Origin of the sequence: Microbacterium sp. Au-Mic1 (genome assembly GCF_021341785.1) — a bacterium.
Lineage (GTDB): Bacteria > Actinomycetota > Actinomycetes > Actinomycetales > Microbacteriaceae > Microbacterium.
Window position 1 is genome coordinate 164,035 of record NZ_JAJTTF010000004.1, and the last position, 23,735, is coordinate 187,769.

20 protein-coding genes are annotated in these 23,735 nt (G+C 70.7%); 9 read left to right on the forward strand and 11 right to left on the reverse strand.

Annotation, left to right across the window (positions count from 1 at the left end):
- The first annotated feature begins 58 nt into the window (after positions 1–58).
- Genes glf through LXM50_RS06960 form a run of 4 tightly spaced genes read left to right on the forward strand, consistent with a single transcriptional unit; the run spans position 59 to position 4,828 of the window.
- Positions 59–1,195 carry a UDP-galactopyranose mutase gene (gene glf, locus LXM50_RS06945; protein ID WP_233310576.1) on the forward strand — a complete coding sequence of 379 codons (1,137 nt, stop codon included), beginning with the start codon at positions 59–61 and terminating at the stop codon, positions 1,193–1,195.
- Positions 1,192–3,255, forward strand: a complete 2,064-nt coding sequence (locus LXM50_RS06950; protein ID WP_233310577.1) for an acyltransferase family protein — start codon at positions 1,192–1,194, stop codon at positions 3,253–3,255. The genes glf and LXM50_RS06950 overlap by 4 nt, the downstream gene beginning before the upstream one ends.
- A gap of 38 nt (positions 3,256–3,293) precedes the next feature.
- The gene (locus LXM50_RS06955) at positions 3,294–4,088 is read left to right on the forward strand and encodes an ABC transporter permease (RefSeq protein WP_233310578.1); all 795 of its coding nucleotides are present in this window, start codon (positions 3,294–3,296) and stop codon (positions 4,086–4,088) included.
- Positions 4,088–4,828: an ABC transporter ATP-binding protein gene (locus LXM50_RS06960; RefSeq protein ID WP_233310579.1), complete on the forward strand. Its 741-nt coding sequence runs from the start codon at positions 4,088–4,090 to the stop codon at positions 4,826–4,828. Before LXM50_RS06955 ends, LXM50_RS06960 begins: the two co-directional genes overlap by 1 nt.
- 67 nt (positions 4,829–4,895) lie before the next feature.
- On the opposite strand, the gene LXM50_RS06965 is transcribed toward LXM50_RS06960, so the two are convergent.
- From LXM50_RS06965 to LXM50_RS06980, 4 genes are all read right to left on the reverse strand, one after another.
- Entirely contained in the window at positions 4,896–5,501 is a 606-nt protein-coding gene (locus tag LXM50_RS06965) for a hypothetical protein (RefSeq protein ID WP_233310580.1), read from the reverse strand.
- Positions 5,501–6,475 carry a glycosyltransferase family 2 protein gene (locus LXM50_RS06970; RefSeq protein WP_233310581.1) on the reverse strand — a complete coding sequence of 325 codons (975 nt, stop codon included), beginning with the start codon at positions 6,473–6,475 and terminating at the stop codon, positions 5,501–5,503. The genes LXM50_RS06965 and LXM50_RS06970 overlap by 1 nt, the downstream gene beginning before the upstream one ends.
- Before the next feature lie 107 nt (positions 6,476–6,582).
- Positions 6,583–7,878 carry an O-antigen ligase family protein gene (locus LXM50_RS06975; protein WP_233310582.1) on the reverse strand — a complete coding sequence of 432 codons (1,296 nt, stop codon included), beginning with the start codon at positions 7,876–7,878 and terminating at the stop codon, positions 6,583–6,585.
- A complete protein-coding gene (locus LXM50_RS06980) occupies positions 7,875–9,281 on the reverse strand; it encodes an O-antigen ligase (RefSeq protein WP_233310583.1) in 1,407 nt (468 codons plus the stop codon). Before LXM50_RS06980 ends, LXM50_RS06975 begins: the two co-directional genes overlap by 4 nt.
- A gap of 211 nt (positions 9,282–9,492) precedes the next feature.
- Between LXM50_RS06980 and LXM50_RS06985 the strand changes: the two genes are divergently transcribed.
- The 3 genes from LXM50_RS06985 to LXM50_RS06995 all read left to right on the forward strand — a co-directional run bounded on the left by LXM50_RS06985 (position 9,493) and on the right by LXM50_RS06995 (position 14,581).
- Complete coding sequence (locus LXM50_RS06985) at positions 9,493–9,810, forward strand: WhiB family transcriptional regulator (protein ID WP_082076464.1); 318 nt, start codon at positions 9,493–9,495, stop codon at positions 9,808–9,810.
- 203 nt (positions 9,811–10,013) lie between these two features.
- Entirely contained in the window at positions 10,014–13,184 is a 3,171-nt protein-coding gene (locus LXM50_RS06990) for a glycosyl transferase (RefSeq protein WP_233310584.1), read from the forward strand.
- Positions 13,181–14,581: a DUF5719 family protein gene (locus LXM50_RS06995; protein WP_233310585.1), complete on the forward strand. Its 1,401-nt coding sequence runs from the start codon at positions 13,181–13,183 to the stop codon at positions 14,579–14,581. Before LXM50_RS06990 ends, LXM50_RS06995 begins: the two co-directional genes overlap by 4 nt.
- Before the next feature lie 36 nt (positions 14,582–14,617).
- On the opposite strand, the gene LXM50_RS07000 is transcribed toward LXM50_RS06995, so the two are convergent.
- Positions 14,618–15,064: a hypothetical protein gene (locus LXM50_RS07000; protein ID WP_233310586.1), complete on the reverse strand. Its 447-nt coding sequence runs from the start codon at positions 15,062–15,064 to the stop codon at positions 14,618–14,620.
- Positions 15,065–15,190: 126 nt separating this feature from the next.
- Here LXM50_RS07000 and LXM50_RS07005 point away from each other — a divergent pair, with 126 nt between their 5' ends.
- Positions 15,191–15,397, forward strand: coding sequence for a DUF3499 family protein (locus LXM50_RS07005; protein WP_233310587.1), 207 nt, complete (start codon positions 15,191–15,193; stop codon positions 15,395–15,397).
- Positions 15,398–15,462: 65 nt separating this feature from the next.
- Here LXM50_RS07005 and LXM50_RS07010 read toward each other — a convergent pair whose 3' ends face one another.
- Positions 15,463–16,311 carry an RDD family protein gene (locus LXM50_RS07010; RefSeq protein ID WP_233310588.1) on the reverse strand — a complete coding sequence of 283 codons (849 nt, stop codon included), beginning with the start codon at positions 16,309–16,311 and terminating at the stop codon, positions 15,463–15,465.
- A 16-nt stretch (positions 16,312–16,327) separates the two neighbouring features.
- Here LXM50_RS07010 and LXM50_RS07015 point away from each other — a divergent pair, with 16 nt between their 5' ends.
- Positions 16,328–17,320, forward strand: coding sequence for a stage II sporulation protein M (locus tag LXM50_RS07015; protein WP_233310589.1), 993 nt, complete (start codon positions 16,328–16,330; stop codon positions 17,318–17,320).
- 141 nt (positions 17,321–17,461) lie between these two features.
- Here LXM50_RS07015 and LXM50_RS07020 read toward each other — a convergent pair whose 3' ends face one another.
- The 5 genes from LXM50_RS07020 to LXM50_RS07040 form a co-directional block, all read right to left on the reverse strand.
- The gene (locus LXM50_RS07020; RefSeq protein WP_233310590.1) at positions 17,462–18,238 is read right to left on the reverse strand and encodes an aquaporin; all 777 of its coding nucleotides are present in this window, start codon (positions 18,236–18,238) and stop codon (positions 17,462–17,464) included.
- Positions 18,239–18,372: 134 nt separating this feature from the next.
- Complete coding sequence (gene katG / locus LXM50_RS07025) at positions 18,373–20,589, reverse strand: catalase/peroxidase HPI (protein WP_233310591.1); 2,217 nt, start codon at positions 20,587–20,589, stop codon at positions 18,373–18,375.
- Positions 20,590–20,676: 87 nt separating this feature from the next.
- Positions 20,677–21,096, reverse strand: coding sequence for a Fur family transcriptional regulator (locus LXM50_RS07030; RefSeq protein ID WP_233310592.1), 420 nt, complete (start codon positions 21,094–21,096; stop codon positions 20,677–20,679).
- 218 nt (positions 21,097–21,314) lie between these two features.
- The gene (locus tag LXM50_RS07035; protein ID WP_233310593.1) at positions 21,315–22,625 is read right to left on the reverse strand and encodes a DUF58 domain-containing protein; all 1,311 of its coding nucleotides are present in this window, start codon (positions 22,623–22,625) and stop codon (positions 21,315–21,317) included.
- 21 nt (positions 22,626–22,646) lie between these two features.
- Positions 22,647–23,630, reverse strand: coding sequence for a MoxR family ATPase (locus LXM50_RS07040; protein ID WP_233310745.1), 984 nt, complete (start codon positions 23,628–23,630; stop codon positions 22,647–22,649).
- Positions 23,631–23,735 lie beyond the last annotated feature (105 nt).

Genomic DNA, 23,735 nt, shown 5'->3' on the forward strand with positions numbered 1-23,735 from the left:
ATGTGTTTTGCGATCGCTCCCGATGCTCGCAGAATCGCACCGTCTAGAAGGGCAGGGGATGGATCTCCTCATCGTCGGGTCGGGTTTCTTCGGCCTCACCATCGCCGAGCGCGCCGCCGCGTCCGGTCGCAAGGTCACCGTCATCGATCGCCGTCATCACATCGGCGGCAACGCGTACAGCGAGGACGAGCCGACGACCGGCATCGAGGTGCATCGCTACGGCGCGCATCTGTTCCACACGTCCAACGCGACCGTGTGGGAGTACGTGAACCGCTTCACGACGTTCACGAACTACGTGCATCGCGTGTACTCGACGCACCGCGGTGAGGTCTACCCGCTGCCGATCAACCTCGGCACGATCAACCAGTTCTTCCGCTCGGCCTACAGCCCGGAAGAGGCCAGAGCGCTCATCGCCGGGCAGGCGGGGGAGTTCGACGCGCACGAGGCGAAGAACCTGGAGGAGCGCGGCATCGCGCTGATCGGGCGGCCCCTGTTCGAGGCGTTCATCCGCGACTACACGGCGAAGCAGTGGCAGACCGACGCTCGCGAGCTTCCCGCGTCGATCATCAGTCGGCTGCCGGTGCGCTACAACTACGACAACCGCTACTTCAACGACACCTGGGAAGGCCTGCCCACCGACGGGTACACCGCATGGCTGGAGCGCATGGCGGACCACCCGAACATCGACGTGAGACTGAACGTCGACTTCTTCGATGACGCGCAGCCTCTGAGCAAGAAGGCGACGGTCGGTCAGCTGCCGATCGTCTACACCGGGCCTGTGGATCGCTACTTCGACTACGCCGAAGGCGAGCTGGGCTGGCGCACGATCGATCTCGAGCAAGAGGTCCTCGACGTCGGCGACTTCCAGGGCACGAGCGTGATGAACTACCCGGACGCGGAGGTCCCCTATACGCGGATCCATGAGTTCCGGCATTTCCACCCCGAGCGTGCGGACCGGTACCCGACGGACAAGACCGTGATCATGCGGGAGTTCTCCCGGTTCGCCGAGCGCGGTGATGAGCCTTACTACCCCGTCAACACGGCGACGGACCGCGACGGTCTGCTGGCGTACCGCGAGCTCGGCAAGGGTGAGCAGGGGGTTCATTTCGGCGGGCGCCTCGGCACCTATCAGTACCTCGACATGCACATGGCCATCGGGTCCGCTCTGTCGATGTGGAACAACCAGCTGGCATGACGGTCGACGCAGATTCCCGACGGGCTCTGAGGACGGCGGCGCGCACCGCCACGAACGCCGAGAGCGCGCGGGGCTATCGGCGCGACATCGATGGGCTTCGCGCCGTCGCGATCCTCCTGGTCGTGGTCTATCACGTGTGGATCGGACGCGTATCCGGCGGCGTCGACGTGTTCCTGATGGTTTCGGCCTTCTTCCTCACGGGGTCGTTCGTGCGTCGGATGGAAGCGGGTCGACCTCTGGCGGTCGGAACCTTCCTGCTGAGCCGGTTCCGCCGGCTCATGCCGGCGGCGACGACCGTCCTCGCCGCCACGCTCGGCGCGTGCTGGCTGCTGCTGCCGCAGACGGCCTGGCCGCAGTTGTGGAAGGAAGGATGGGCCTCGCTCGGCTATGTGCAGAACTGGGTGCTCGCGGTCGACGGCGTGGACTACTACGCGCATGATTCCGCGCTGGCGTCCCCCCTCCAGCACTTCTGGTCGCTGTCCGTGCAGGGGCAGGTCTTCGTGCTCTGGCCGCTGCTGTTCCTGGTGGGGACGCTCGCGGTCCGTGCGACCAGGGCATCCGTCACGACAGTCATGGGAGTGCTGTTCGGTCTCGTGTTCGCCGGATCGCTGGCGTTCTCGGTCTGGGAGACGGCCGAGCAGCAGACCTTCGCGTACTTCGACACCGGTGCGCGGCTTTGGGAGTTCTCCGCGGGATCTCTGCTGGCACTGGCCGTTCCCCATCTGCGGATGAACCGCTTCCTGCGCGCAGGGCTCGGCTGGATCGGGCTGGCCGGCATCGTCGTGTGCGGGATGGTCATCGACGTCCGCGGCGGATTCCCCGGGTTCCTGGCGCTGTGGCCGATCGTCTCGGCGGCTCTCGTGATCGTTGCGGGGACGAGGTCGAAGGGGGAGCACCCCGAGATGCGAGAGTTCGGGCCCTCCCGGATGCTGGCGACCCGTCCGGTGCTTCTCCTCGGCCGTGACGCGTACGCACTGTATCTCGTGCATTGGCCGGTGCTGATCCTCTGGTTGAACGTCCGCGAGCGCCCTCAGGCCTCCTTGCTGGACGGTGTCGCGATCATCGCTATCTCCCTGATGCTGGCGCGGCTGGTGACGACGCTCGTCGAGAAGCCCCTTCGTCTGCCATCGGGACAGCGCGGTTCGGCATGGCGCAACGCCGGCGTCATCCTCGTCTGCGCGGCTCTGGTGGCGGCTGTGCTGCTGCCCTGGCAGCTGCTCACGACGAGCAATGCCGCCGCGCAGCAGACGACGTACGCGGACGAGTACACCGGAGCCATGGGCGGCGACACGGCGCGGGACGGCAGAGGCATCCCCGTGATCCCGATCCCCGGCGATGACGAGAGCCGCTGGGCGAAGCTCGATCGCGCCTGCGAGGGCCGGTTCGCGTCCGAGATCGCCGAGGTGCAGGAGAGCTGCACGCAGACGTCGAACGCCGAGACGGCGAAGCACCTCGTCGTCGTCATCGGCGATTCTCATGCGAACGAGTTCGCCGGCGCGCTGCAGCCGGTCGCGAAGGACAGGGACTGGGGCATCGTCATGCTCATGCGGCCCTGGTGCTCACTGGACAAGCACGATGAGGGGACAGAGGCCGACGGCTACTGCGGCGGCTGGCAGCGGGCGGCCCTGGACAAGCTGATCGCGATCCATCCCGACGCGATGTTCACCATCGTGACCGCTGCGGCCCCGGACAGCCCGGACGAGCGCGTCATCAACGGTATCGACGAGGTGATCGACGAGGTCACGGCAGCGGGCATCCCGATGTTCGGCGTCCGCGACAATCCGCGCAGCAGCATCTACAACTACTACGAGTGCGCGTACAACGGAGAGCCCTGCGACTTCCCCCTGTCGGGGGCCCTCGCCGAGACGAACCCGGCCGAAGGTCTGTCCGCTCGCATCGGTCTCATCGATTTCACCCCGTGGATATGCCCGAACGGAACCTGCTACACGGAGCTCGGACACGTCTCGGTCTACCTCGACAACAACCATCTCAGCTTCCCGTTCGTCAAGACCCTCGCGCCCGCTCTCGACCAGCAGCTGGGCGACTTCCTGAAGCCGTGACGCAGGGACGATCATCGACGCCGCCTAGACTCGGATCCGTGAGTCACACGACGGCCGGCGCACCCGGAACGCCCCGGCGCTACTTCCATTCGCTGTGGCTGCTGTCGGCTCGCGACCTCCGCGTCCGGTACGCGACGAGCGTGCTCGGCTACCTGTGGTCGGTCCTGGATCCGCTGGTCATGAGCGCGATCTACTGGTTCGTGTTCACGCAGGTGTTCCACCGCGGTCAGGTGGGGGAGCAGCCCTACATCGTGTTCCTCATCACCGCACTGCTGCCCTGGGTGTGGTTCAACACGGCGGTGGGGGAGTTCACGCGCGCCTTCAAGAAGGACGCGCGTCTGATCCGCTCCACGGCGATCCCTCGGTCGATCTGGGTCGTGCGCGTGATCCTCACCAAGGGACTGGAGTTCGCGTTCGCGATCCCGGTGCTCGTGCTCTTCGCGGTGTTCGCCGGGGCGAAGCCGAACTGGTCGCTGCTGCTGTTCCCGGTCGCCATGATCTGGCAGACCGTGCTGCTGATCGGCCTCGGACTGCTCGTCGCGCCGCTGTGCGTGCTGTGGGCGGATCTCGAGCGCACGACCGCGCTGATCCTGCGTGCGCTGTTCTACGTGTCTCCCATCATCTACGGCTTCAAGGACCTGCCGCACCAGCTGCACATCATCGGAGCGCTGAACCCGCTGTCGGGGATCTTCACGCTTTACCGCGTCGGGCTGTTCCCGGGGCAGTGGCAGCCGGAGCCGGTCATCATCGGCGCCATCGTGACGGTGATCTTCCTCGTCCTCGGACTGTTCACCTTCCGCTCGCTCGAGCGCGACGTGCTGAAGGAGCTGTGATGACCGAGCAGCAGTCCGCGATCGAGGTCGACGGTCTCGGCGTCCGGTTCCGGCTCGGCCGGCGCGGCCGGCGCAGCTTCAAGGACCTGTTCGCGGGTAAGAAGCGGCGCAACCGTCCCGGCGAGTTCTGGGCGCTGCGCGATGTCTCCTTCCGCGTGCGGCAGGGCGAGGCGATCGGCGTGGTGGGTCGGAACGGCCAGGGCAAGTCCACGCTCCTGAAGCTCGTCGCCGGCGTCCTCCTCGCGGATGAGGGGCAGGTGCGCGTGCACGGCGGCGTGGCACCGCTGATCGAGCTCACGGGCGGTTTCGTCGGCGACCTCACCGTGCGCGAGAACGTGCGACTGACCGCGGGCCTGCACGGGATGGGCCGCGCCGAGGTCACCGCGCGCTACGACGACATCATCGACTTCGCCGAACTGGAGAAGTTCCAGGACACCCCCTACAAGCATCTCTCGAACGGCATGAAGGTGCGCCTTGCGTTCTCGGTCGTGTCCCAGCTCGAGGAGCCGATCCTGCTCGTCGACGAGGTGCTCGCGGTGGGGGACAAGGCGTTCCGGGACAAGTGCTATCAGCGCATCGACGAGCTTCTCGCCGAAGGTCGCACGCTGTTCTTCGTCTCGCACAACGAGAAGGACCTGCGCCGGTTCTGCACGCGTGGCCTGTATCTGAACAAGGGCGGGCTCGTGCTGGACGCGCCGATCGACGAGGTGCTGGACCGCTACAACGCCGACAACGCGTGAAACGCCGCCGGCCACGACGGAGCGATGCGCCGACGGGAGCCGCGGCGAGCCGACGGATCGGGCTCGATCAGAGGCCCACGAGCGAGCGCAGCTGACCGAGCGCCGCACGAGCGTCGGCCAGGGGGCCGGATGGGTCGGATCCGCCGGCGTAGGCCGAGCGCAGCGACTGCAGCGTGGACGCGTAGGTGCTGACGGACTGGCCCCACTGCGTCGCGATCGAGGACGGCGCGGGCTGGCCCGCGAGGTTCTGCGCATCGTTCTGCAGCGAGTCGACGACCTGCACCGCCGCGTCGCCGCTCTGGTTCTGCACCAGGTCGAGGCCGGTCGACCCGTCGTCGAGGCGCGGCTGCACCTGAGTGCGGAACTGATCGACGGACGGATCCGGCACCGGAGGGGGAGCGGTCTGCGGCGTCGTCGGCGAGGTGGTGGGCGCGCCGCTGGGGCCGGTCGTCGACGTGGGCGAGGCGCTGGGCGTCGGGGTCGCGGTCTTGGTCGTCGTGGGGCTCGCCGTCGGCGAGGGAGTGCCGTCGTCGCGCGGGATGAGGAACAGCACCACGACGGCCGCCACGATCAGTACCGCGACGATGAGTCCGACGATCAGAGCGATGCGACCACCGCGCTTCTTCGGCTCCTCCGGGAAGATCCAGACCGCCTCGGGCTTCTGCTCGCTCATCAGTCCTCCAGGGCCGGCATCGGGCGCCAGCTGTGGTCGCGGCCGATCTTCCCGCCATCCCGCAGCCCGCGGAACAGGTTGCTGGTGCCGCGCACCGTGCGCTCGACGAACACCAGGCGGATGAGCTCCTTGGCGAAGGTCATCGAGGTGCCGAGGCCGAACAGCACCGGGTTGTACACGTTGTGCGCGCGGTAGTAATGCTTCAGATAGGCGCGGTTGCGCATGATGTAGTAGCGGTAGGCGTTGCTGGACGCGTTCATGTGCCGCACGCCCATGTCCCACTGCTTGATCTCGCGGGTGCGTCGCAGCACGAACTCGTCCACGATCACGGCCTGGGTGCGCCGGGAGGCGAGCCAGCCGTACATCTGGTCGTCCCAGTAGATGAAGAACCGGGGATCCGGCAGACCGATCTCCTTGACGATCGAGCGGTGGATGAACATGCCCTCGAAGCAGCCGCTGTTCATCGGCTTGAAGCCCGTGGCGTCGAAACCGGCGGGGGCGAACGGGATCGGGATGCCCATGCGCTCGGCGATCCGGTACTGCCAGTAGAACGCGCTGCCGTCGTAGTCGTAGCGGCGCCCCTGGATGCTCTTGAACCGCGGCGCCCACGCGCCCATCCTGGCCAGGCCGTCCGGCAGCACTTCGACGTCGTCGTCCATCATCCAGATCCACTCGGAACCCAGCTCGTACGCGGTGCGCATGCCCTCGCTGAATCCGCCGGATCCGCCGGTGTTCGTCTCGAGGCGCCGGTACACGATCTCCGCGTCGATCCGCGAGCGGTAGGAGTCCACGACGTCCGTGGTGTCGTCTGAGGACGCGTTGTCGATGATGACGACCCGCCCCGGCTTCGGATCCATCTGCACGATGCTGTCCAACAGCCCCGTCAGCAGGTGCGAGCGGTTGTAGGTGACGACGACGATCGTCGCGGTGGCCGGGTCGAAGCCGGCGGCGGCGTTCTGGGGGTCAGGGGTCACGGATGTCGCTCCAGAGAGGTTGGGGAGGCCTCCAGCCTACCCGCGGGACTTGGGCAACCCTGCGAACGCGTGCGCGCGCCACGCGCGTCCGGCCCCGCCGCGGTGTCTCAGTGATCCGGCAGCGGCGTCGAGCTCGTCTGCACGGCGTCGATGTTCTCCCGCCAGGACCGCGACTGGCCGGCGCGCAGGGCGCACAGCACGAGCAGGAACCATCCCGCGCCGACGATCGTGAAGCTCTCGAAGACCGAGTCGACGGCGAGTGCGACCAGCACCAGCGGCGCCCATGCGTAGACCACGGAGCGCCGCACGCTCGCGACCAGCCAGGAGCGCACGAGCGCGATGCCGCCGAGCAGGCAGAACAGCAGGAGTCCGCCGGCTCCGACCTGCAGGAGGACATCGAAGTACGCGTTCAACGCGCTGCCGTGGTGGTCGTTCGTGAAGTAGTTGATCGAGTTGAACGGGTACAGCGCGTCGCTCCACAGACCGAACCAGCCCCATCCCTGCGCCGGCCGCTGCTGCACGTAGGTGAGCAGGTTGCTCCACAGTTCGACTCTGATGTTGAAGTCGCTGCCCGCGTCGAGGAGGGCGATGATCCGGCTCCGGAAGATCGCCGCCGTGGCGAGCGCGGCCAGCACCACCCCGCTGATCGCCCACTGCAGGGGGCGCCGTCGTGCCACCGGAGCCTGGCGCACGATGACCAGTGCGACGCTCGCCGCGCCCACGACGGCCGCGAGCACGAGCACGGTCGGGGAGGCGGAGAAGAGCGCCAGGAAGCCCGCCAGCACGACCGACGGGATGGCGATCGCCGCCGACAGCGACTGAGATCGCCATTCCACGACGAACGTGATAACCGCGATGACGGCGATCAGGCCGAGCATGTTCCGGGTGCCGAACAGGCCCTGGATCGGACCCCCGGCGGCGATCTCGCCCTGGATGCCCAGGAAGTGGAACGGCATGTCCAGCAGGATCCCGCTCATGATCTCGGCGACCAGCGATGCGCCGAGCAGGATCCGCAACGCATCGCCGAGCGCGCGCACGGTCTGCAGAGTATCGCGGATGTGTCCCACGACGACCGCGATCACCGCGTACCCCGCGAGTGCGGCCCAGGCCTTCAACGTCGACGTCGAAGCCGTCGACCACACCGCGCTCGCGAGGGTCCACGCGAGGAAGGCGAGCAGCGTCGACGGAGCGATCCGCAACGGGGTGAGCTCCTCGCGGCGCACCCACAGGATCCCGATGCCGATCACGCAGAGCACGGCGATGATCGTGTTGAGGGTCAGCGACGAGGTGAACGCCGAGATCGCGAACGATCCGAACACGCTCAGCAGCGCGCAGGTCGTGTAGGCGCGCGCCATCTCGACCGAGGCGAGGGTCCTCGCCAGGCGCCGCCGCGGAGTGGTCATGCCGTCTGCCGGCGCGACTGCGGCGGCGCGCCCTCGCCAGGTCCGGAGCCCACGAAGGGTGAGATCTTCATCTTGAACGACAGCAGGATCAGCAGCAGCCATCCCCACAGCATGATCGGGGTCGACTCGGCCAGCCCCAGCACGAGCAGCATCCCGGCCAGCACGGTCGGCAGCAGCGACAGCGCAGCGTAAGGGCGGTCCTGTACGAGATCCCAGCGGGGGCGGTCGACCGCGAAGAACCATGCGCGCCACGCGAACGCGAAGAACGCGACCGCGATCAGCAGCACGCCGACGACGCCGAGCTGGAGGAACACGTCGAGCCACATGTTGTGCGCCATGAACACGGTGATGCGATGGTCGATGATCCAGTCGTGGAACGCCGGATCCCACGGCACCCAGGGAGAGGAGAATCCGTTGCCGAAGACCGGGCGGTGCACGGCGCGCTCCCAGACCTTGCGCCAGATCTCCAGGCGTCCGGTGAGGTCGGAGGACTTGCCCAGGGCGCCGAACACCACGCCTCGGGCGAACCAGACGGCGGCCGCGCCCGCGACGGCGACCGCCGTGAACAGCGCGTACATCCGGGTGCGGGCGCCTGGTGTGCGCGCCCGCCGCATGAGCAGGGCGGCGCCCAGCACCAGCACGCCGACCGCGAACGACGCGTACGCGGTCGCGGATCCGGCCCGGAGGAAGAAGAACGCGGCGAGCACGATCCAGATCAGCAGCGCGGGCCGCCGCCGCGCACCCTGCGCGTACAGCAGCGCGAAGACGACCAGAGCGAAAGCACAGAGGATCCCGAGCGTGTTCGAGTTGCCGACGATGCCCTGCACCCGGCCGCCGTCGAACAGGTCGCCGCGCACCCAGTACCAGTGCGGATCCGGCTTCCCGGCCGGCAGGTTCGAGAAGAACGGGAGCAGCGGATGCCGCAGCACCAGGGCGACCCACAGCTCGAGCAGCAGCGAGAGACCCAGGACCCACTTCAATGCGCTCGAGAGGGCTCGCACGATCTCGTGCCAGCTCAGCGTGAACGCGATGAACAGGGCGACGACGGTGATCGCCGCCTGCAGCGTCCAGGTGAGCAGCGTCGCCCAGGGCCAGCCGGACCAGAACGCCGACAGCAGGGCGAGCGCGGTGTAGCCGAGCGCCGTCCAGGGCATCCGCCGCCACGGGAAGCGAGCGGGACGCGCCAGTGCGATGCGGGGGATGGCGAGCCCGAGCGTGCCGAGCAGCAGCACGCCCAGCACCACGGCCGCGCCGTCGACGCCGAGCAGATTGAAGACCGCCGTGTGCGCGAAGACGGAGAAGAGCAGCAGCACGATGTGCGCGCGCAGCAGCAGATGCCGGGTGGATTCGCGTGCCGGAGCGCTCGGCGGGGGAGCCGTGGAGAGTCTGGAGTGCTGCGCCATCGTGCTTCAGAGTACCGCCCGCACCTCGGCGCGCCGTCGAGCGCCACCGGTCTCCGACACGCCGGGGCGACACGCCGAGGAGGCCGAAGAACGTTCAACGCGAGCTTGAGGGTTTACGATCCGCGACTTGACCAGGGCGAATGACACGGGTGTAATTAGTAATGCAACGCGGCCCGCGGGGCACCCGGGGGGAAACGAGGGAGAGGGCGACATGACGGCATACCGATCAGACGTTCCCGACGACTGGTTCGTCGATCCGGTCCAGTTGGGGGTGCCGGGCGTCCGCCGCCCGACCGAGGGCGATGACAATGCACTCGCGTGGCAGAGCGACGCGCTGTGCGCGCAGACCGACCCCGAGGCCTTCTTCCCGGAGAAGGGCGGCTCGACACGCGACGCCAAGCGCATCTGCACCACCTGCGACGTGCGGGGCGAATGCCTCGAGTACGCACTGAACAACGACGAGCGCTTCGGGATCTGGGGCGGCCTGTCGGAGCGCGAACGCCGCAAGCTCAAGCGCCGCGCCGGCTGACGCGCTTCGGCGGAACCCTGCGACCACCGCGGGGTATGTCATCGGGGTGCGGATTCCCCTCGGCGACACCCTGGTCGCGAGCCTGCGTCTCGTGACTGCGCGCCTCCGAGGGAGGACGCGAGCGATGCATCTGCCGGAAAAACCGGGACGCGCCCACGTCCCACCCCGTCCTGCGGCGGCAGCCCGCTTAGGCTGACCCCGTCATGTCTGCCCGAGTTCACGCCGTCCTCGTCGCCCGTTCGGGTGCGACCTCCCTCGCGCGCCTGCTGCGCGCCCTCGACGCGCTCGCCGCGCAGACCCGTCGGCCGGATGCGCTGACGATCGTCGCGTGCGGCTCGTCCAGTGCCCTCCGTGGCAGCGCCCGCGTCGCCGAGGCCGCCGAAGCGGTGATCGAGACCAAAGCCTCCACGACATTGGCCGCCGCGGTGGCGCTCGCGCTGCCGCGCGTCGCCGAGGATGCGGCGCTGTGGATCCTCACGGAGGACTGCGCGCCGGCTCCCACTGCGCTCGAGCAGCTCGCGGGGGCGCTGGAGCGTTCACCGGCGGCCGCGATCGCCGCTCCCAAGCTGGTGAGCGACGTCGATGAGCACCGCATCGCGTCCTTCGGGCAGAGCATGACACGTCTCGGTCGGGCCGTGGACCCTGCACGGGGCGAACTCGACCAGGGTCAGCACGACGGCATGGACGATGCACTCGGCGCCGATGTGCGCGGGCTCCTGGTGCGCGCCGGTCGCGGGCTGCGCCCCGATGCCGGTCTCGGCGGCCGCGACGAGGGGCTCGACCTCGGCATCCGCGCGCGCCTCGCCGGCGGCCGCCTGGTGCTCGCCGCAGGAGCGAGGATCTCCGTCGACGACGACGGCGCCGAGGCCGAGGGCACGGCGGCCGACGCCTTCGCCCGCCGACGCGCGCAGCTGCACCGTCGCCTGAGCTACGCACCTGCGGTGGCTGTGCCGCTGCACTGGCTCTCGCTGCTTCCGCTCGCACTGTGGCGCTCGATCACGCATCTCACCGGCAAGCGTCCCGCCGCCGTTCTTCCCGAATGGGGGGCGGCCGGCGTCGCGATGGTCTCGGGATCGGCCGTGGCGCGCTCCCGGCGGGCGATCCGATCCGAACGCAGCGCCAGCTGGGCGAGCATCGCCCCGCTCCGGATCACCAGGGCCCAGTTGCGCCAGCGTCTCGACGACGGACACGGCACCGAGGCGGGCGTGCACGAGGAACTCGGCTTCTTCTCCGGTGGGGGCGCCTGGGCCGTCCTCGCCGCGCTGGTCGCGGGTGTCGCGCTGTTCGCCTCGTTGCTGGCCTGGCCCGCCCTCGGGGGTGGCGCCCTGCTGCCGTTGCGGCAGACCGTCGCCGCGCTGTGGCGGGACGCCGCATACGGCCAGCGCGGTTTCGGGGTCGATGTGGTCGGCCCCGCGGATCCGTTCTCGGGCGTGCTGGCCCTGCTCGGCTCGCTCTGGCCGGGATCCCCCTCCTACGCCCTGCTGCTGCTCTGGGTCGCGGCCCTGCCGCTCGCGGTGCTCGGCGGCTGGTTCGCCGCCACCCGGATCACCGACAAGCCGGGGCTGCGGATCCTGGCGGGCGTGGTGTGGGCGCTCTCGCCCGCCTTCCTGATCGCGCTGGCGGAGGGGCGTCCGGCCGCGGTGCTGCTGCACCTGCTGCTGCCCTGGGTGTTCCACACCGCCCTCGTCGCCCAGCGCTCCTGGGGTGCTGCCGGGGCGGCGTCGCTGATGACCGCCGCTGCGCTGGCCTGTGCGCCCTCGCTCGCGCCGGCGTTCGTGCTGCTCTGGCTGATCGCGATCGTGTGGCTGCTGGCACGACGCTCGGTGCGCGGTGCCGTGCGCATGGTCTGGGTCCTTGTTCCTGCCGTGGTCGTTTTCGCGCCGCTGGCGATCTGGCACGTCGCGCACGGATCGCTGTGGGCTCTGCTGTCGGATCCCGGTGCGATCGTCGCGGCGCCGCAGGCGACCGCGGACGCGGCGGGTCGGCTGTCGCTGCTCGCCGGGCTGCCGACGATGGACCAGGCCGGCTGGCCGGCGCTGCTGGGTGTGAAGGACGCGGCCTGGGTGCTCTGGTTCGCCGCTCCGCTGGCCGTGCTCGCGGTGTTCTCCACGATCACGCGTCGGTGGAGCGTCGGGATCGGATCCCTCCTGGTCGCGGCCGCCGGGCTCGCCACCGCGTTCGCCGCGGTCGGCGTCACCGTCGCCTTCGCGCAGTCGCAGGCCGTGCCGATCTGGCCCGGATCCGGGCTGAGTCTCGCGTGGATCGGCGTGCTGGGCGGCGCCCTGGTGACCCTGGACTGCGCGATCACCCGTCCGGCCCTGCGCGGAGCCGCTGCGCTCGTCGCGGTGGCCGGAGTGGTGGTGTGCGCGGTGCCGACCGCGGTGTCGTTCGTCGCGGGGACGGCGACGATCCAGCGCGGCGACCTGACCACGCTGCCCGCATACGTGAACGCTCAGGCGCGGGCGGATCGCGAGCTCGGCACGCTGGTGCTCAGCGCCCAGCCGGATGGCGCGCTCGCCACCACGGTCGTCTGGGGCGCGAGTGCGACGCTCGGCGCGCAGGCCACGATCATCAACACGGCGACCTCCGTGCCCGGCAAGGACTACACCGAGCTGTCGGTCGATCTCGTCTCCGCACGGCAGTTCGACGCGCCGAAGGCGCTGGGGGCGCTGGGTGTGCGCTTCGTGCTGCTTCAGGCGGCGTCCGAGAAGGAGACCTCGGCGGAGCGCGCGCTGCGCTTGCAGTCCGCGACGGCTCTCGACCAGCGCGCGGGCTTCGTGCGTGTGGGGGAGACGCCCCGGGGCGTGCTGTGGCGCATGGATGCCGAGCCTGCCGCGCGTGCCGAGCCGAGCGCCGCACAGCGGGCCACGGCGCAGCTCGTGGTCACGGTCGAGCTGATCGTGCTGCTCGCCGCGCTGCTGCTGTCGATCCCGACCCGTGCTTCGCGCCGGGCGGCACGATCGGTTCCGCGAGCGGTCGGCGTGCTGCCCGAGCGGGCTCCCCGCCCGGTCAGGCCGGCGCGTGAGCGCCCTGCCCGTGCCCCGAAGAAGCGCAAGCGGGCACCCGGGTCCGTCGTGATCCCCGGCGCGGTGGCGGACACCGGCGACGCGAGCATCGATGGTGCAGGGGCCGGTCCGGTGGTCGAGACCCCGGCGCCCGGAGACGCTGAACCGGTCGCCGAGCCCGCAGAGGACGGAACGGGACTCGCGCCGGTCGAGACCGAGACGCCCCCGGCCGATCCGGTGCCGGAGCACGATCGGACGCACCCGGATCCGTCCGCAGATGCGGAAGCCGATCCCGGACCTGATCCGCAGGAACCCGGATCCATCCCCGCCGACACGGCATCAGCGCCCGCGAAGGAGGCCGACGAATGAGCAGCAGGACCTCCGTGCGTCTCGTCGCCACCGGAGCCCGTCTGGTCGCGGGCGTCGTCGTGTCCGCGGCGTGCGTCGCCGGTGCGATCATCGCGATCCCGGCCGCCTGGCCGACGATCGCGCAGTCGCCGGCGCACTCGACCGTCAAGCCGGTGGCGGGCGACACCCTGCTCAGCTGCACCGGCTCGTTCCTGGCGCTCGGGCGCGACGCCGCGCAGGCGTCCCAGCTCAGCGTCGCGGGCACTCCTGCTCTCGTCAGCGGGGCCTCCGCGAGCGCGAACCTGACGCCAGGAGAGCTCGGCATGTCCGATGTGGTCGGCGCGAGCTCGGCGCCGTCGTTCACGGCCTCCCCGCAGGGCCGTGAGCCTGCGCTGGCCGCGGCGGCCCAGTCCGTGACCGTCTCCGCCGACGACCTCTCCGGCTTCGCGGCGTCCGCCTGCCGACCGCCCAGCATGGAGTCGTGGATCGTCGGCGGCGCCGGAACCACCGGTTCGAGCGACATCCTGCTGATCGCGAACCCGGGCGCGGTCACGGCGACGGTGACCTTCACGGAGTACGGCTCGTCCGGCGGCACGCACTCCTCGGAGCTCGTCGTGCCCGCCGGCACCCAGTCCACCGTCCCGCTGGTCGCGGGGTCGGCGGGGGAACGCAGCCCCGTCGTCAAGGTGACCTCCAGCGGTGCTCCGGTGCGCGCGGCGCTGCAGTCGAGTCTGATCCGCACGCTGGATCCCGTCGGCATCGATGTGCAGGACGCGATCGCGCAGCCGCAGAAGGACTTCTCTCTGCTCGGCGTGCGGGCCGTGGTCGGCTCGGACGACGACGACAACGCCTCGACGGCCGTGCGCCTGCTGGCTCCCGACGCCGACGCCACGGTGACGCTGCAACCGCGGAATGCCGCCAACGGCAGCAAGGTCGGCGAGCCGAAGACGGTGAAGCTCACGGCGGGCCAGGTCGGATCAGCCAACTTCTCGGCGCTGAAGCCCGGCCTGTATGCGATCGACGTGACCGCCAGCAACCCGGTGGTGGCCGCGGCCTGGCAGACCACGGGCTTCACCAAGGGATCCGACTTCGCCTGGATGACCCCGGCGCCGGCCATCACCGGGACCACGGCCTTCGCCGTGGCGGACGGGCCGGGGCCGCAGCTGCATCTGCAGAACGCGTCGGCTCAGGCGACCACGGTGGAGCTCACCCCGATCGACGGCGGAGCGACTCAGCGCGTCTCCCTGCAGCCCGATGGCGCCGCCACGGTCGCGGTCAGCGCGTCCACGACGTACTCGCTGTCATCGCCGACCGCGGTGCGCGCCGCGGTGGTCTACTCGGGCATCGGCAGGCTGGCCGGGTATCCGGTCTGGGCGACGGACGCCGCCGCAGCGCCGATCACGGTGTACCAGCGCTAGACGCCAGGGCCGGTCACCGCTGATCCGGAGGGCGCCTCACTCGTCGGTGTCGAAGCCGCGGGGATCCATCTCCCACGGCTCGCGTCCGATGTACTGCGCCGCCGCGCGGAACACGGCGCCCTCGATGGCGACGCGACGATGCGCGCCGTCGTCGTGACCGTGCTCGAGCAGTCGCTCGATGGGCACGCGGAACAGCACGATGCGCTGTGCCTCGGTGTCCACGAGCCAGCGCGGCAGGCCGTCCGGATCCGAGTGGGTGGGCATGGCGGCGATCTCGATGCGCACGGGGCGCAGATCCGGCCACATCGAGCGCAGCAGTTCGACCGCGGAGCCGACGTGCAGATCGAACGTGTCGAGCCGGCCGTCGAGCGGCGGCAGCGGCGGCCGCACCACGGAGCTGCGGCCGAGGCGGCCGTGCCGGCCGTGCCGGTCGCCTCGGCGCGGGGGGACCGCGCGGCGGGATGATCCACGGGCACGGCGCATGCGGCCAGTCTAGGCGGCGACGGCGGCTCGGTGGCACCGCGCCCGCTCTGCCGCGGGACGGGCGGATCGGGCTCGCGTGCGCGCGGCATCCCGGTGCGAGCGGCGCGCGGTCGTAGCCTGAGGGGGATGTACGGACGACTCTGCTCCAAGGTGGGCTGCGCGCGCGAGGCCGCGGCGACCCTCACCTACGACTACGGCGACCAGATGGCCGCTCTCGGGCCGCTCGGCGCCGAGAACGACCCGCACGCCCACGACCTGTGCGCGATCCACGCCGAACGCCTCTCCGTGCCGGCGGGCTGGATCGTCGTCCGGCACGAGACGCTGCAGGCCTGACCCTTCGTCTCCCACGGACCGCCCTTCGCCTCGCGGCGCTCGCGCAGGGCGCCGGCGGGCTGTGATCAGGCGCCGACGTCCACGCCGCTGAGCCGCTGCACGCGGGCATCGGCGAGTGCCAGCGCCCGTCGTTCGCGCTCCCTGCGCAGCACGGTCGCGGCCACGAGCACGGCTTCCGGTGCTGCGGCCGGCACCGGCGAGATGAACGGCGTCGCCTCCGCCAACAGCTCGTGCGCGATCCGCGCCCGGGCGGCGGGCATCAGCTGCGGCGCGCTGTCGAGGAACTGGGAGATGCGCCGCGCGAGTCGATCGGGCATGCGGGCGACATCCGCAATCGCCGCCCACGACTCCAGGCCCGGAGGCATGACCGGAACGCGCGCGGCCAGGCGCGGAGTGCGCACCTTCTGGCTGTAGGTGCCGGCGACGAGGTCTCCCAGGCGCTGCGATCGTGCGGTGAAGGCGGCGGTGAGGAACGCGACGGCGCCGAAGGTGAGGTAGGTCTCGAACACGCCGATGAGGGCGCGGATGAGGGCGTGGCGGAATCCGGCGGCACCGCCGTCGACGCGAACGATCCGCCCGCCCACGGCGAGTCTGCCGAGGCTGCGGCCGTGGGTGAGGGTCTCGATCGTGCACGGCACGATCACGAAGGCGGTGACTAGGGCCAGCACGGCGAGGATCCGGTCCAGGGCGGGATCGCCGAACGCGCCGAGCATCCAGTAGCGCACGGCGATGTAGCCGAAGAAGACCGCCCAGCTCAGGGCGGCGTCGATCAGGGCGCCCAGCGCACGGAAGAACAGGCCGACCGGCTGCACCTCGATCGCGACCGCCTCGCCCGAGAGCACCTCGTCGTCGCCGTCGAGCGCCATGCTCGAATGCGCGGCGCCCACGGCGTTCGAGGCGCTGGCATCCGACATGGGTACAGTAAAACACGTGGACGCCGACGCACTCGCCGATGCCAGGAGCCGCGAGTGGGCGCGCCTGGACGAGCTCAGCCGGCAGTCGCTCGACGGCGCCGGCGTCGACGAGCTCATCACCCGCTATCGTGCGGCCTCGGCGGATCTCGCCGACCTGCGCAGCTCGGTCGGGTCCTCCCCGCAGAGCGCGTACGTCTCCACGATCCTGGCCAGGGCGCGGTTGCGGCTCACCGGCCAGGGGGAGAACGTGCTGCGCCAGACCGGTCGCTTCTTCACCCGGCAGCTGCCCGCGGCGCTCTATCGGCTGCGCTGGACCACGCTGGTCATCGCGCTCGCGAGCCTGGTCGTCATCGTCGGCGTCGCGATCTGGATCACCTCGGATCCGGCTCTCGTCGCGGCGCTCGGATCCAAGGCCGATCTCACGTATTACGCCGAACACTCGTTCACGGACTATTACACCGAGAATCCGGCCGCCGAGTTCGCCGGCATGGTCTGGACCAACAACGCCTGGATCGCCGCGCAGTGCGTGCTGCTCGGGGTCACCGGCATCTGGCCGATCATGGTGCTCATGCAGAACGCCGTGAACGTGGGCCTGGCGGTCGGGATCATGTTCGCGTTCGGGCGCGGCGACGTGGTGGTGCTCTACCTGCTGCCACACGGCATGCTCGAACTGACCTGCATCTTCGTCGCGGCGGCGGCGGGCCTGCACATCTTCTGGGCCTGGCTGGTGCCCGGGGAACGCACACGCGGCGAGGCGCTCGCGGCCGCAGGGCGCTCGCTCGGCACGGTCGCGATCGGGCTCGTCTTCGCGCTCGGGCTCTCCGGTCTGGTCGAGGGCTTCGTGACCGGCTGGGGGCTGCCCTGGCCGGTGAAGATCGGGATCGGCGCGCTCGCGCTCGCGGTCTTCCTCGGCTACATGCTGATCGTGGGCCGTCGCGCCCAGCGTCTCGGCGAGAGCGGCGATCTCGCCGAGTTCGAGGCCGGTACGCCGACGCTCGTGTCGGGCTGAGCACGCCGCGTTCGGGAGCCCTCCGGACGGATCCGGCACCGGATCCGGCCTCTCCGTCGAGCGACAGACCGCGAAACCGAACCTGCGTCCCGAGACCGAGGTTCTGATCGCCGGTCTCGGGACGCAGGTTGGGCCTCGCGGTCAGTTCTGGGCGGCGGGGTTCGGCTGGTCGAACAGGGCGCGGTAGGTGAATCCGGCGATCAGGGCGCCCAGGATCGGGAAGACCAGGAACACCCACAGCTGCGCGAGCGGGGCGACGCCGCCGTAGATCGCGGTGGCGAGCGACCGTGCCGGGTTCAGCGAGGCGTTGTCGATGGGAATGGTGGCGAGCACGCCCAGAGTCAGCATCAGGCCGATCACGACGCCGGCGAACGGCGTGCCGCGCACGGGGTGGGTGACGCCCAGGATCACGAAGAGGAACAGCGCCGTGAACACGACTTCGGCGATGATCGCGGCCCAGACGCCGAAGCCGCCGGGGGAGAGCGCGCCCCAGCCGTTGCTGGCGAAGCCGGCATCCTGCGCCCGAGGCAGCCAGCCGTCCGGGCCGAACGTGCCGATCAGGGTGAGCACGGTCGATGCCACCACGCCGCCGACGCACTGCGCGACGACATAGGGACCGACGTCCCGCCACGCGATCCGCCCCGCGGCCGCCGCCCCGAGTGTGACGGCCGGGTTGAAGTGACCACCGGAGATCGGGCCGAAGGCGTAGACGCCGACGAGGACGGAGAGCCCCACGGCGAGCGCCACGGCGAGGTAGACGGCTCCCTGCGCGCCCGGGTCGGTGAAGTGGCTCGAGGCGAACAGGGCGGTGCCCATCGCCGCGGCCACGAGCAGGAACGTGCCGAGTCCCTCTGCGACCAGGCGCGGGGCGAGGGATCGTTCCGGAGCGGTCGACGCGTCGACGGGGGAGGGCGACATGGGGCTCCTTGCTCTCTGGCGCGCGGACCGCGGGCGCCGCTGTCCGTCAGCGAGACTACCCGCCATGGTGCAGCGGGCATCGCAACGGCGACGGCCCGCCCCGGGATCGGGGCGGGCCGTCGTGCGCTGCGGACTCAGCGCAGGTCGTAGCGGTCGAGTTCGGCGACCTTGACCCATGCGGCGACGAAGTCGTCGACGAACTTCGCGCTCGCGTCGTCGCTGGCGTACACCTCGGCCAGCGCCCGCAGTTCGGAGTTCGAGCCGAACGCGAGGTCGGCGCGGGTGCCGACCCACGTCGTCTCGCCGGTCGCGTCGTCAGTGGCCTGGAACGCGTGGGAGCCGGGGTCGAGCGGCTTCCACGTCGTGTTCAGGTCCAGCACGTTCACGAAGAAGTCGTTCGTGAGCACGCCCGGGGTCTCGGTGAACACGCCGTAGGAGGATCCGTCCCAGTTCGTGCCGAGCACGCGCAGGCCTCCCACGAGCACGGTCATCTCGGGCGCCGACAGCGTGAGCAGGCCGGCACGGTCGACGAGCAGGTGCTCGGCCGGGATCGCGCGCGCCACGTCGCTGACGTAATTGCGGAAGCCGTCGGCCTGCGGGTTCAGATACTGGAACGACGCGACGTCTGTCTGCTCCTGGGTGGCGTCGGTGCGCCCCGGCGTGAACGGGATCTCGACGGCGCGCCCCGCGGCGGCCGCGGCCTGCTTCACGCCGACGTTGCCCGCCAGCACCACGAGGTCCGCGAACGACACCTGGGCGCCGCCGGCGGCGTTGAACGCCTCCTGCACGCCCTCGAGCGCCGCGATCACACGGGCGAGCTCGGCGGGGCGGTTGACCTCCCAGCTGCGCTGCGGCTCGAGGCGGATCCGGCCGCCGTTCGCCCCGCCGCGCTTGTCGCTGCCGCGGAACGAGGAGCTCGCGGCCCACGCGGTCGACACCAGGTCGGACACGCTGAGACCGGTCGCGGCGATGCGCTGCTCGAGGTCGGCGATCTCCGCGGCGCCGACGAGTGCTCCGGCGTGCGAGGGAACCGGGTCCTGCCAGAGCAGATCCTCGGCGGGCACCTCGGCGCCGAGGTAGCGGGACTTCGGGCCCAGGTCGCGGTGGGTCAGCTTGAACCAGGCGCGGCTGTACGCCTCGGTGAACGCCTCCTGGTCGTCCTTGAAGCGCAGCGAGATCTCGCGGTAGATCGGGTCCTCGCGCAGGGACAGATCCGTGGTGAGCATGCGCGGCTCGCGGCGGCCGTCGCCCTGCGCCTCGGGGACCAGGTCGGATCCTGCGCCGTTCTTCGGCTTCCAGTGCTTGCCGCCGCCGGGGCCCGTGGTGAGCTCCCAGTCGTAGGCGAACAGGATGTGGAAGAACTCGTTGTCCCAGCGGGTGGGGTGATAGGTCCAGGTGACCTCGAGGCCGGATCCGATGGTGTCGATGCCGTGCCCGGCGCCGTGGCTGCTCTTCCAGCCGAGGCCCATCTGCTCCATCGGGGCGCCCTCGGGCGACTCGCCGACGTTGCCCGCCTCAGGGGCGGCGCCGTGGGTCTTGCCGAAGGTGTGTCCGCCGGCGATCAGGGCGACCGTCTCCTTGTCGTTCATCGCCATGCGGCCGAACGTCTCGCGGATGTCCTTCGCGGCGAGCAGCGGATCCGGGTTGCCCTCGGGCCCCTCCGGGTTGACGTAGATGAGGCCCATCATGGTGGCCGCGAGAGGCTTCGCGAGCGACCGCTCGCCCTGCTCGTCGGTGGAGATGCGGGCGCTGGAGTCGAGCCAGATCTTCTCGGAGCCCCAGTACACGTCGTCGTCCGGCTCCCACACGTCTGCTCGGCCGCCGGCGAAGCCGAAGGTGGGCATGCCCATCTGCTCGTGCGCGACGTTGCCCGCGAGGATCATCAGGTCGCCCCAGCTCAGCGCCTTGCCGTAGGTCTTCTTCACGGGCCAGAGCAGACGGCGCGCCTTGTCCAGACCCACGTTGTCGGGCCAGCTGTTCAGCGGGGCGAAGCGCTGCTGACCGTTGCCTCCGCCACCACGGCCGTCGAACACGCGGTACGTGCCGGCGGAGTGCCAGGCCATGCGGATCATGAGCGGACCGTAGTTGCCGAAGTCCGCCGGCCACCAGGGCTGCGACTCGGTGAGCAGGGCGGCGATGTCGCGCTTGACGGCGTCGAGGTCGAGCGCCTCGAACGCGGCGCGGTAGTCGAAGTCCTCGCCGTGCGGGTCGCCGACGGCGGGGTTCTTCGCGAGCTGGCGCAGGTTCAGGCGCTCCGGCCACCAGTCGGTGTTACCGGTGCGGCCGCCCGCGGGACGCGGGGCAGGAGCGCTGCCGGTGTGGTCGATCGGGCAGGTGAGTTCTTCAGTCATGGCTGATCCTTCCTGTTCTTTCGTGGGGTCTCTGGCACGCCGATCACCGCTCCGAGGGGATCCCCGGGCGGGCGGCGCGAGTCTCGGTCAGGCGGCCGGGGACACCTCGTCGCAGGCGCGGCACACCGCGCGGTAGGTGACGGAGGCCTCGAGCAGGCGCATGCCGTGATCTTCGGCGGGGTGCAGGCACGGCGAGGCGCCGACGGCGCAGGAGACGACCTCGAGACGGCCGCAGCGGATGCACTGCATGTGGTGGTGGTTGTCACCGGGCTCGACCTCGAAGAGCGCACGATCGGCGTCGGGCAGGCTCACCCGCCGGATGATTCCGGCTGTGGCGAGGTCGCCGAGGATCGCGTGCACGGTCGGCAGGGCGATGTCCGCGCCCTCGACAGCGGTGTGGATGCGATCCGCGGAGCTGTGCGGGGCGAGGGCGAGCGCCTGCAGCACCGCGATGCGCTGCACGGTGACGCGCAGGCCGGCGTCGCGGAGGATCGCGGAGGTGTCCATTCCTCCACCGTAGCTTTTCCTGAATGATTCAGGAAAAGCTACGGTCGTCTGGGCGTGTCGCACCCTCGGTGCCGTCAGTCGGTCGTCGCCAGAGAGCGGGATCGCCCCGGGCGGGGACCGCGAGACGGCATCCGCGTTCCGAGACTGCATGATTGTCATGCTGTTTCGCGACGCCGTTGCCCTCTCGTGGTCAGGGCGCCCGTACCAGGGCGCCGCGCTCAGAGCCGGCCCGCCGCCTTGAGCTCCAGGTAGCGGTCCGCGATGCGCGGCGGCAGGTCGTCCGGATCCGCGGAGAGCGGTTCGCCTCCGGCGCGCCGGATCGCGTCCGCCACGCGTGCGGCGTCGGCGAGCGTCCTTTCTGCGGCGGCCGCGAGATAGACGTCCTCACGGGAGTGCCTGGCGCGCGCCAGGTCATCGATCGAGAGGTCGGTGGAGGATCCGACCAGGATCGTCGTCGCGCGCGACGCGTTCGGGAAGGCGCCGAGGAACGACCGAGCGCTCTCCACGGCATCCTGTGCGGTGAGTACGACGATGAGTGACGGGCGGGTGGTGACCGAGCGGATCGCCGCGAACGCGGCGCCCCAGTCGGTGTCGACGAGACGGGCGTGCACGGGGGCCATCGCGTCGGAGAGGGCCGGCAGCAGAGCCGGACCGTCGACACCGCTCACCCTGCCGCGCACGGCACGGTCGAAGAGCAGCAGGTGCACGTGGTCCCCCGCGCGCTGGGCGAGCGCCGACAGCAGCAGTGCGGATTCGTAGGCCGCGTCCAGGCGCGTGCCGTCGCCGACGCGCGCAGCCGCGGTGCGCCCGGTGTCGATGAGGATCACCACGTGCCGATCGCGCTCCGGACGCCAGGTGCGCAGCATCGTGGTGCCGGCGCGGGCGGTGGCGCGCCAGTCGATGGAGCGCACGTCGTCGCCGCGCACGTACTCGCGCAGCGAATCGAACTCGGTGCCCTGTCCGCGCACCTGCACGCTGGTGTTGCCGTCGAGTTCGCGCAGCCGTGCCAGCCGCGAGGGCAGGTGCCGGCGGGAGGTGAACGGCGGCAGCACGCGGATCGCGCCGCGGACACGGTGTCGCCCCTGGCGTCCCGCGAGTCCCAGAGGCCCTGCGGAGCGGACGGCGACGAACTCGCTCGCGAGCTCGCCCCGGCGGCGCGGCAGCAGCGTGATCGGTACGCGCCGGCGCTCGCCGGCGGGCAGATCCAGCGACGCCCTGGCCCGGTTCGCGGCGCCCGCGGTCGGCTGCCAGGCGTCTCGCAGCTGCCCGCGCAGCCGGCGCTCGCCGAGGTTCTGCACGATCAGGGTGGCGGTGACCTGCTCGTGCTGCCGCACGCGGTTCGGCACCTCGCGTGCGACGCGGAGTGCGCCGAGCGGGGCCGCGGCCAGCAGGTCGACGCCGACCAGCACCGCGCACAGCGCGAGCCATCCGAGCAGGACGAACCACGGCGGCACTCCGAGGGCATCGAGCAGCACCAGCGGGACGACGCCCAGGGCGGCGACGATCACGAGACGACCGGTGAGGAACATGACGGGGGAGGTCTCCGCGGCTCAGATCGGGACGCGGGTCTGCTGCACCACGCTGCTGAGCACGGCGTCGGCAGATACGCCCTCCATCTCGGCGTCGGGGCGCAGTTGCAGACGGTGCCGCCAGACCGGGATCAGCATGGTCTGCACATGGTCGGGGGTGACGGCGCTCGAACCGTTCAGCCAGGCCCAGGCCTTCGCGGCGGCGAGCAGCGCCGTCGACGCGCGGGGTGAGGCTCCCAGCTGCACGGACGGCGATTGCCGGCTCGCGCGGGCGAGGTCGACCACATAGCCGAGCACGTCGTCCGTCACCTGCACGCGGCCGGCGGCCTGCTGCGCGGCGAGGATCTCGTCGGCGCTGACCACGGGGTGCAGATCCGTGAGTTCCCGCGGCGAGAAGCCGTCGGCGTGGCGACGCAGCACCGACACCTCCGCGTCGCGCTCCGGCATGCCGACCACGAGCTTCATGAGGAAGCGGTCCAGCTGCGCCTCCGGCAGGGAATAGGTGCCCTCGTGCTCGATCGGGTTCTGGGTCGCCGCGACGAGGAACGGATCCGGCAGCGTCAGGCTCGCGCCGTCCGAGGAGACCTGGCGCTCCTCCATCGCCTCCAGCAGTGCCGCCTGGGTCTTCGGCGGGGTGCGGTTGATCTCGTCCGCGAGCAGGATGTTCGTGAACACCGGTCCGCGGCGGAACTCGAACTCTCCGGTGCGCGCGTCGTAGACGAGCGAACCGGTGACGTCGCCGGGCATGAGGTCGGGGGTGAACTGCACGCGCTTGGTGTCGAGCCCGAGCGCTCGGGAGAACGCGCGCACCACCAGGGTCTTCGCGACCCCCGGCACGCCCTCGAGCAGCACATGGCCTCGCGCCAGCAGCGCGACGAGCAGCCCGGTGACGGTGCCGGCCTGGCCGACCACGGCCTTGTCCACCTCGGCGCGGACGCGCTGCATCGCCTGGCGGAGTGCGACGTCATCGGATCCGGTGGTCGGGGCTCCTTGTCCGGACAGCATCGGGGATGCCTGCACGGGCGCCGCTCCGTACGGGGCTGTGCCGGACGAGGTCTGGGTCGGTGCCGCGGGAGGTGCGGGCGGCGCGGGCGGATATCCGGGCGAGGC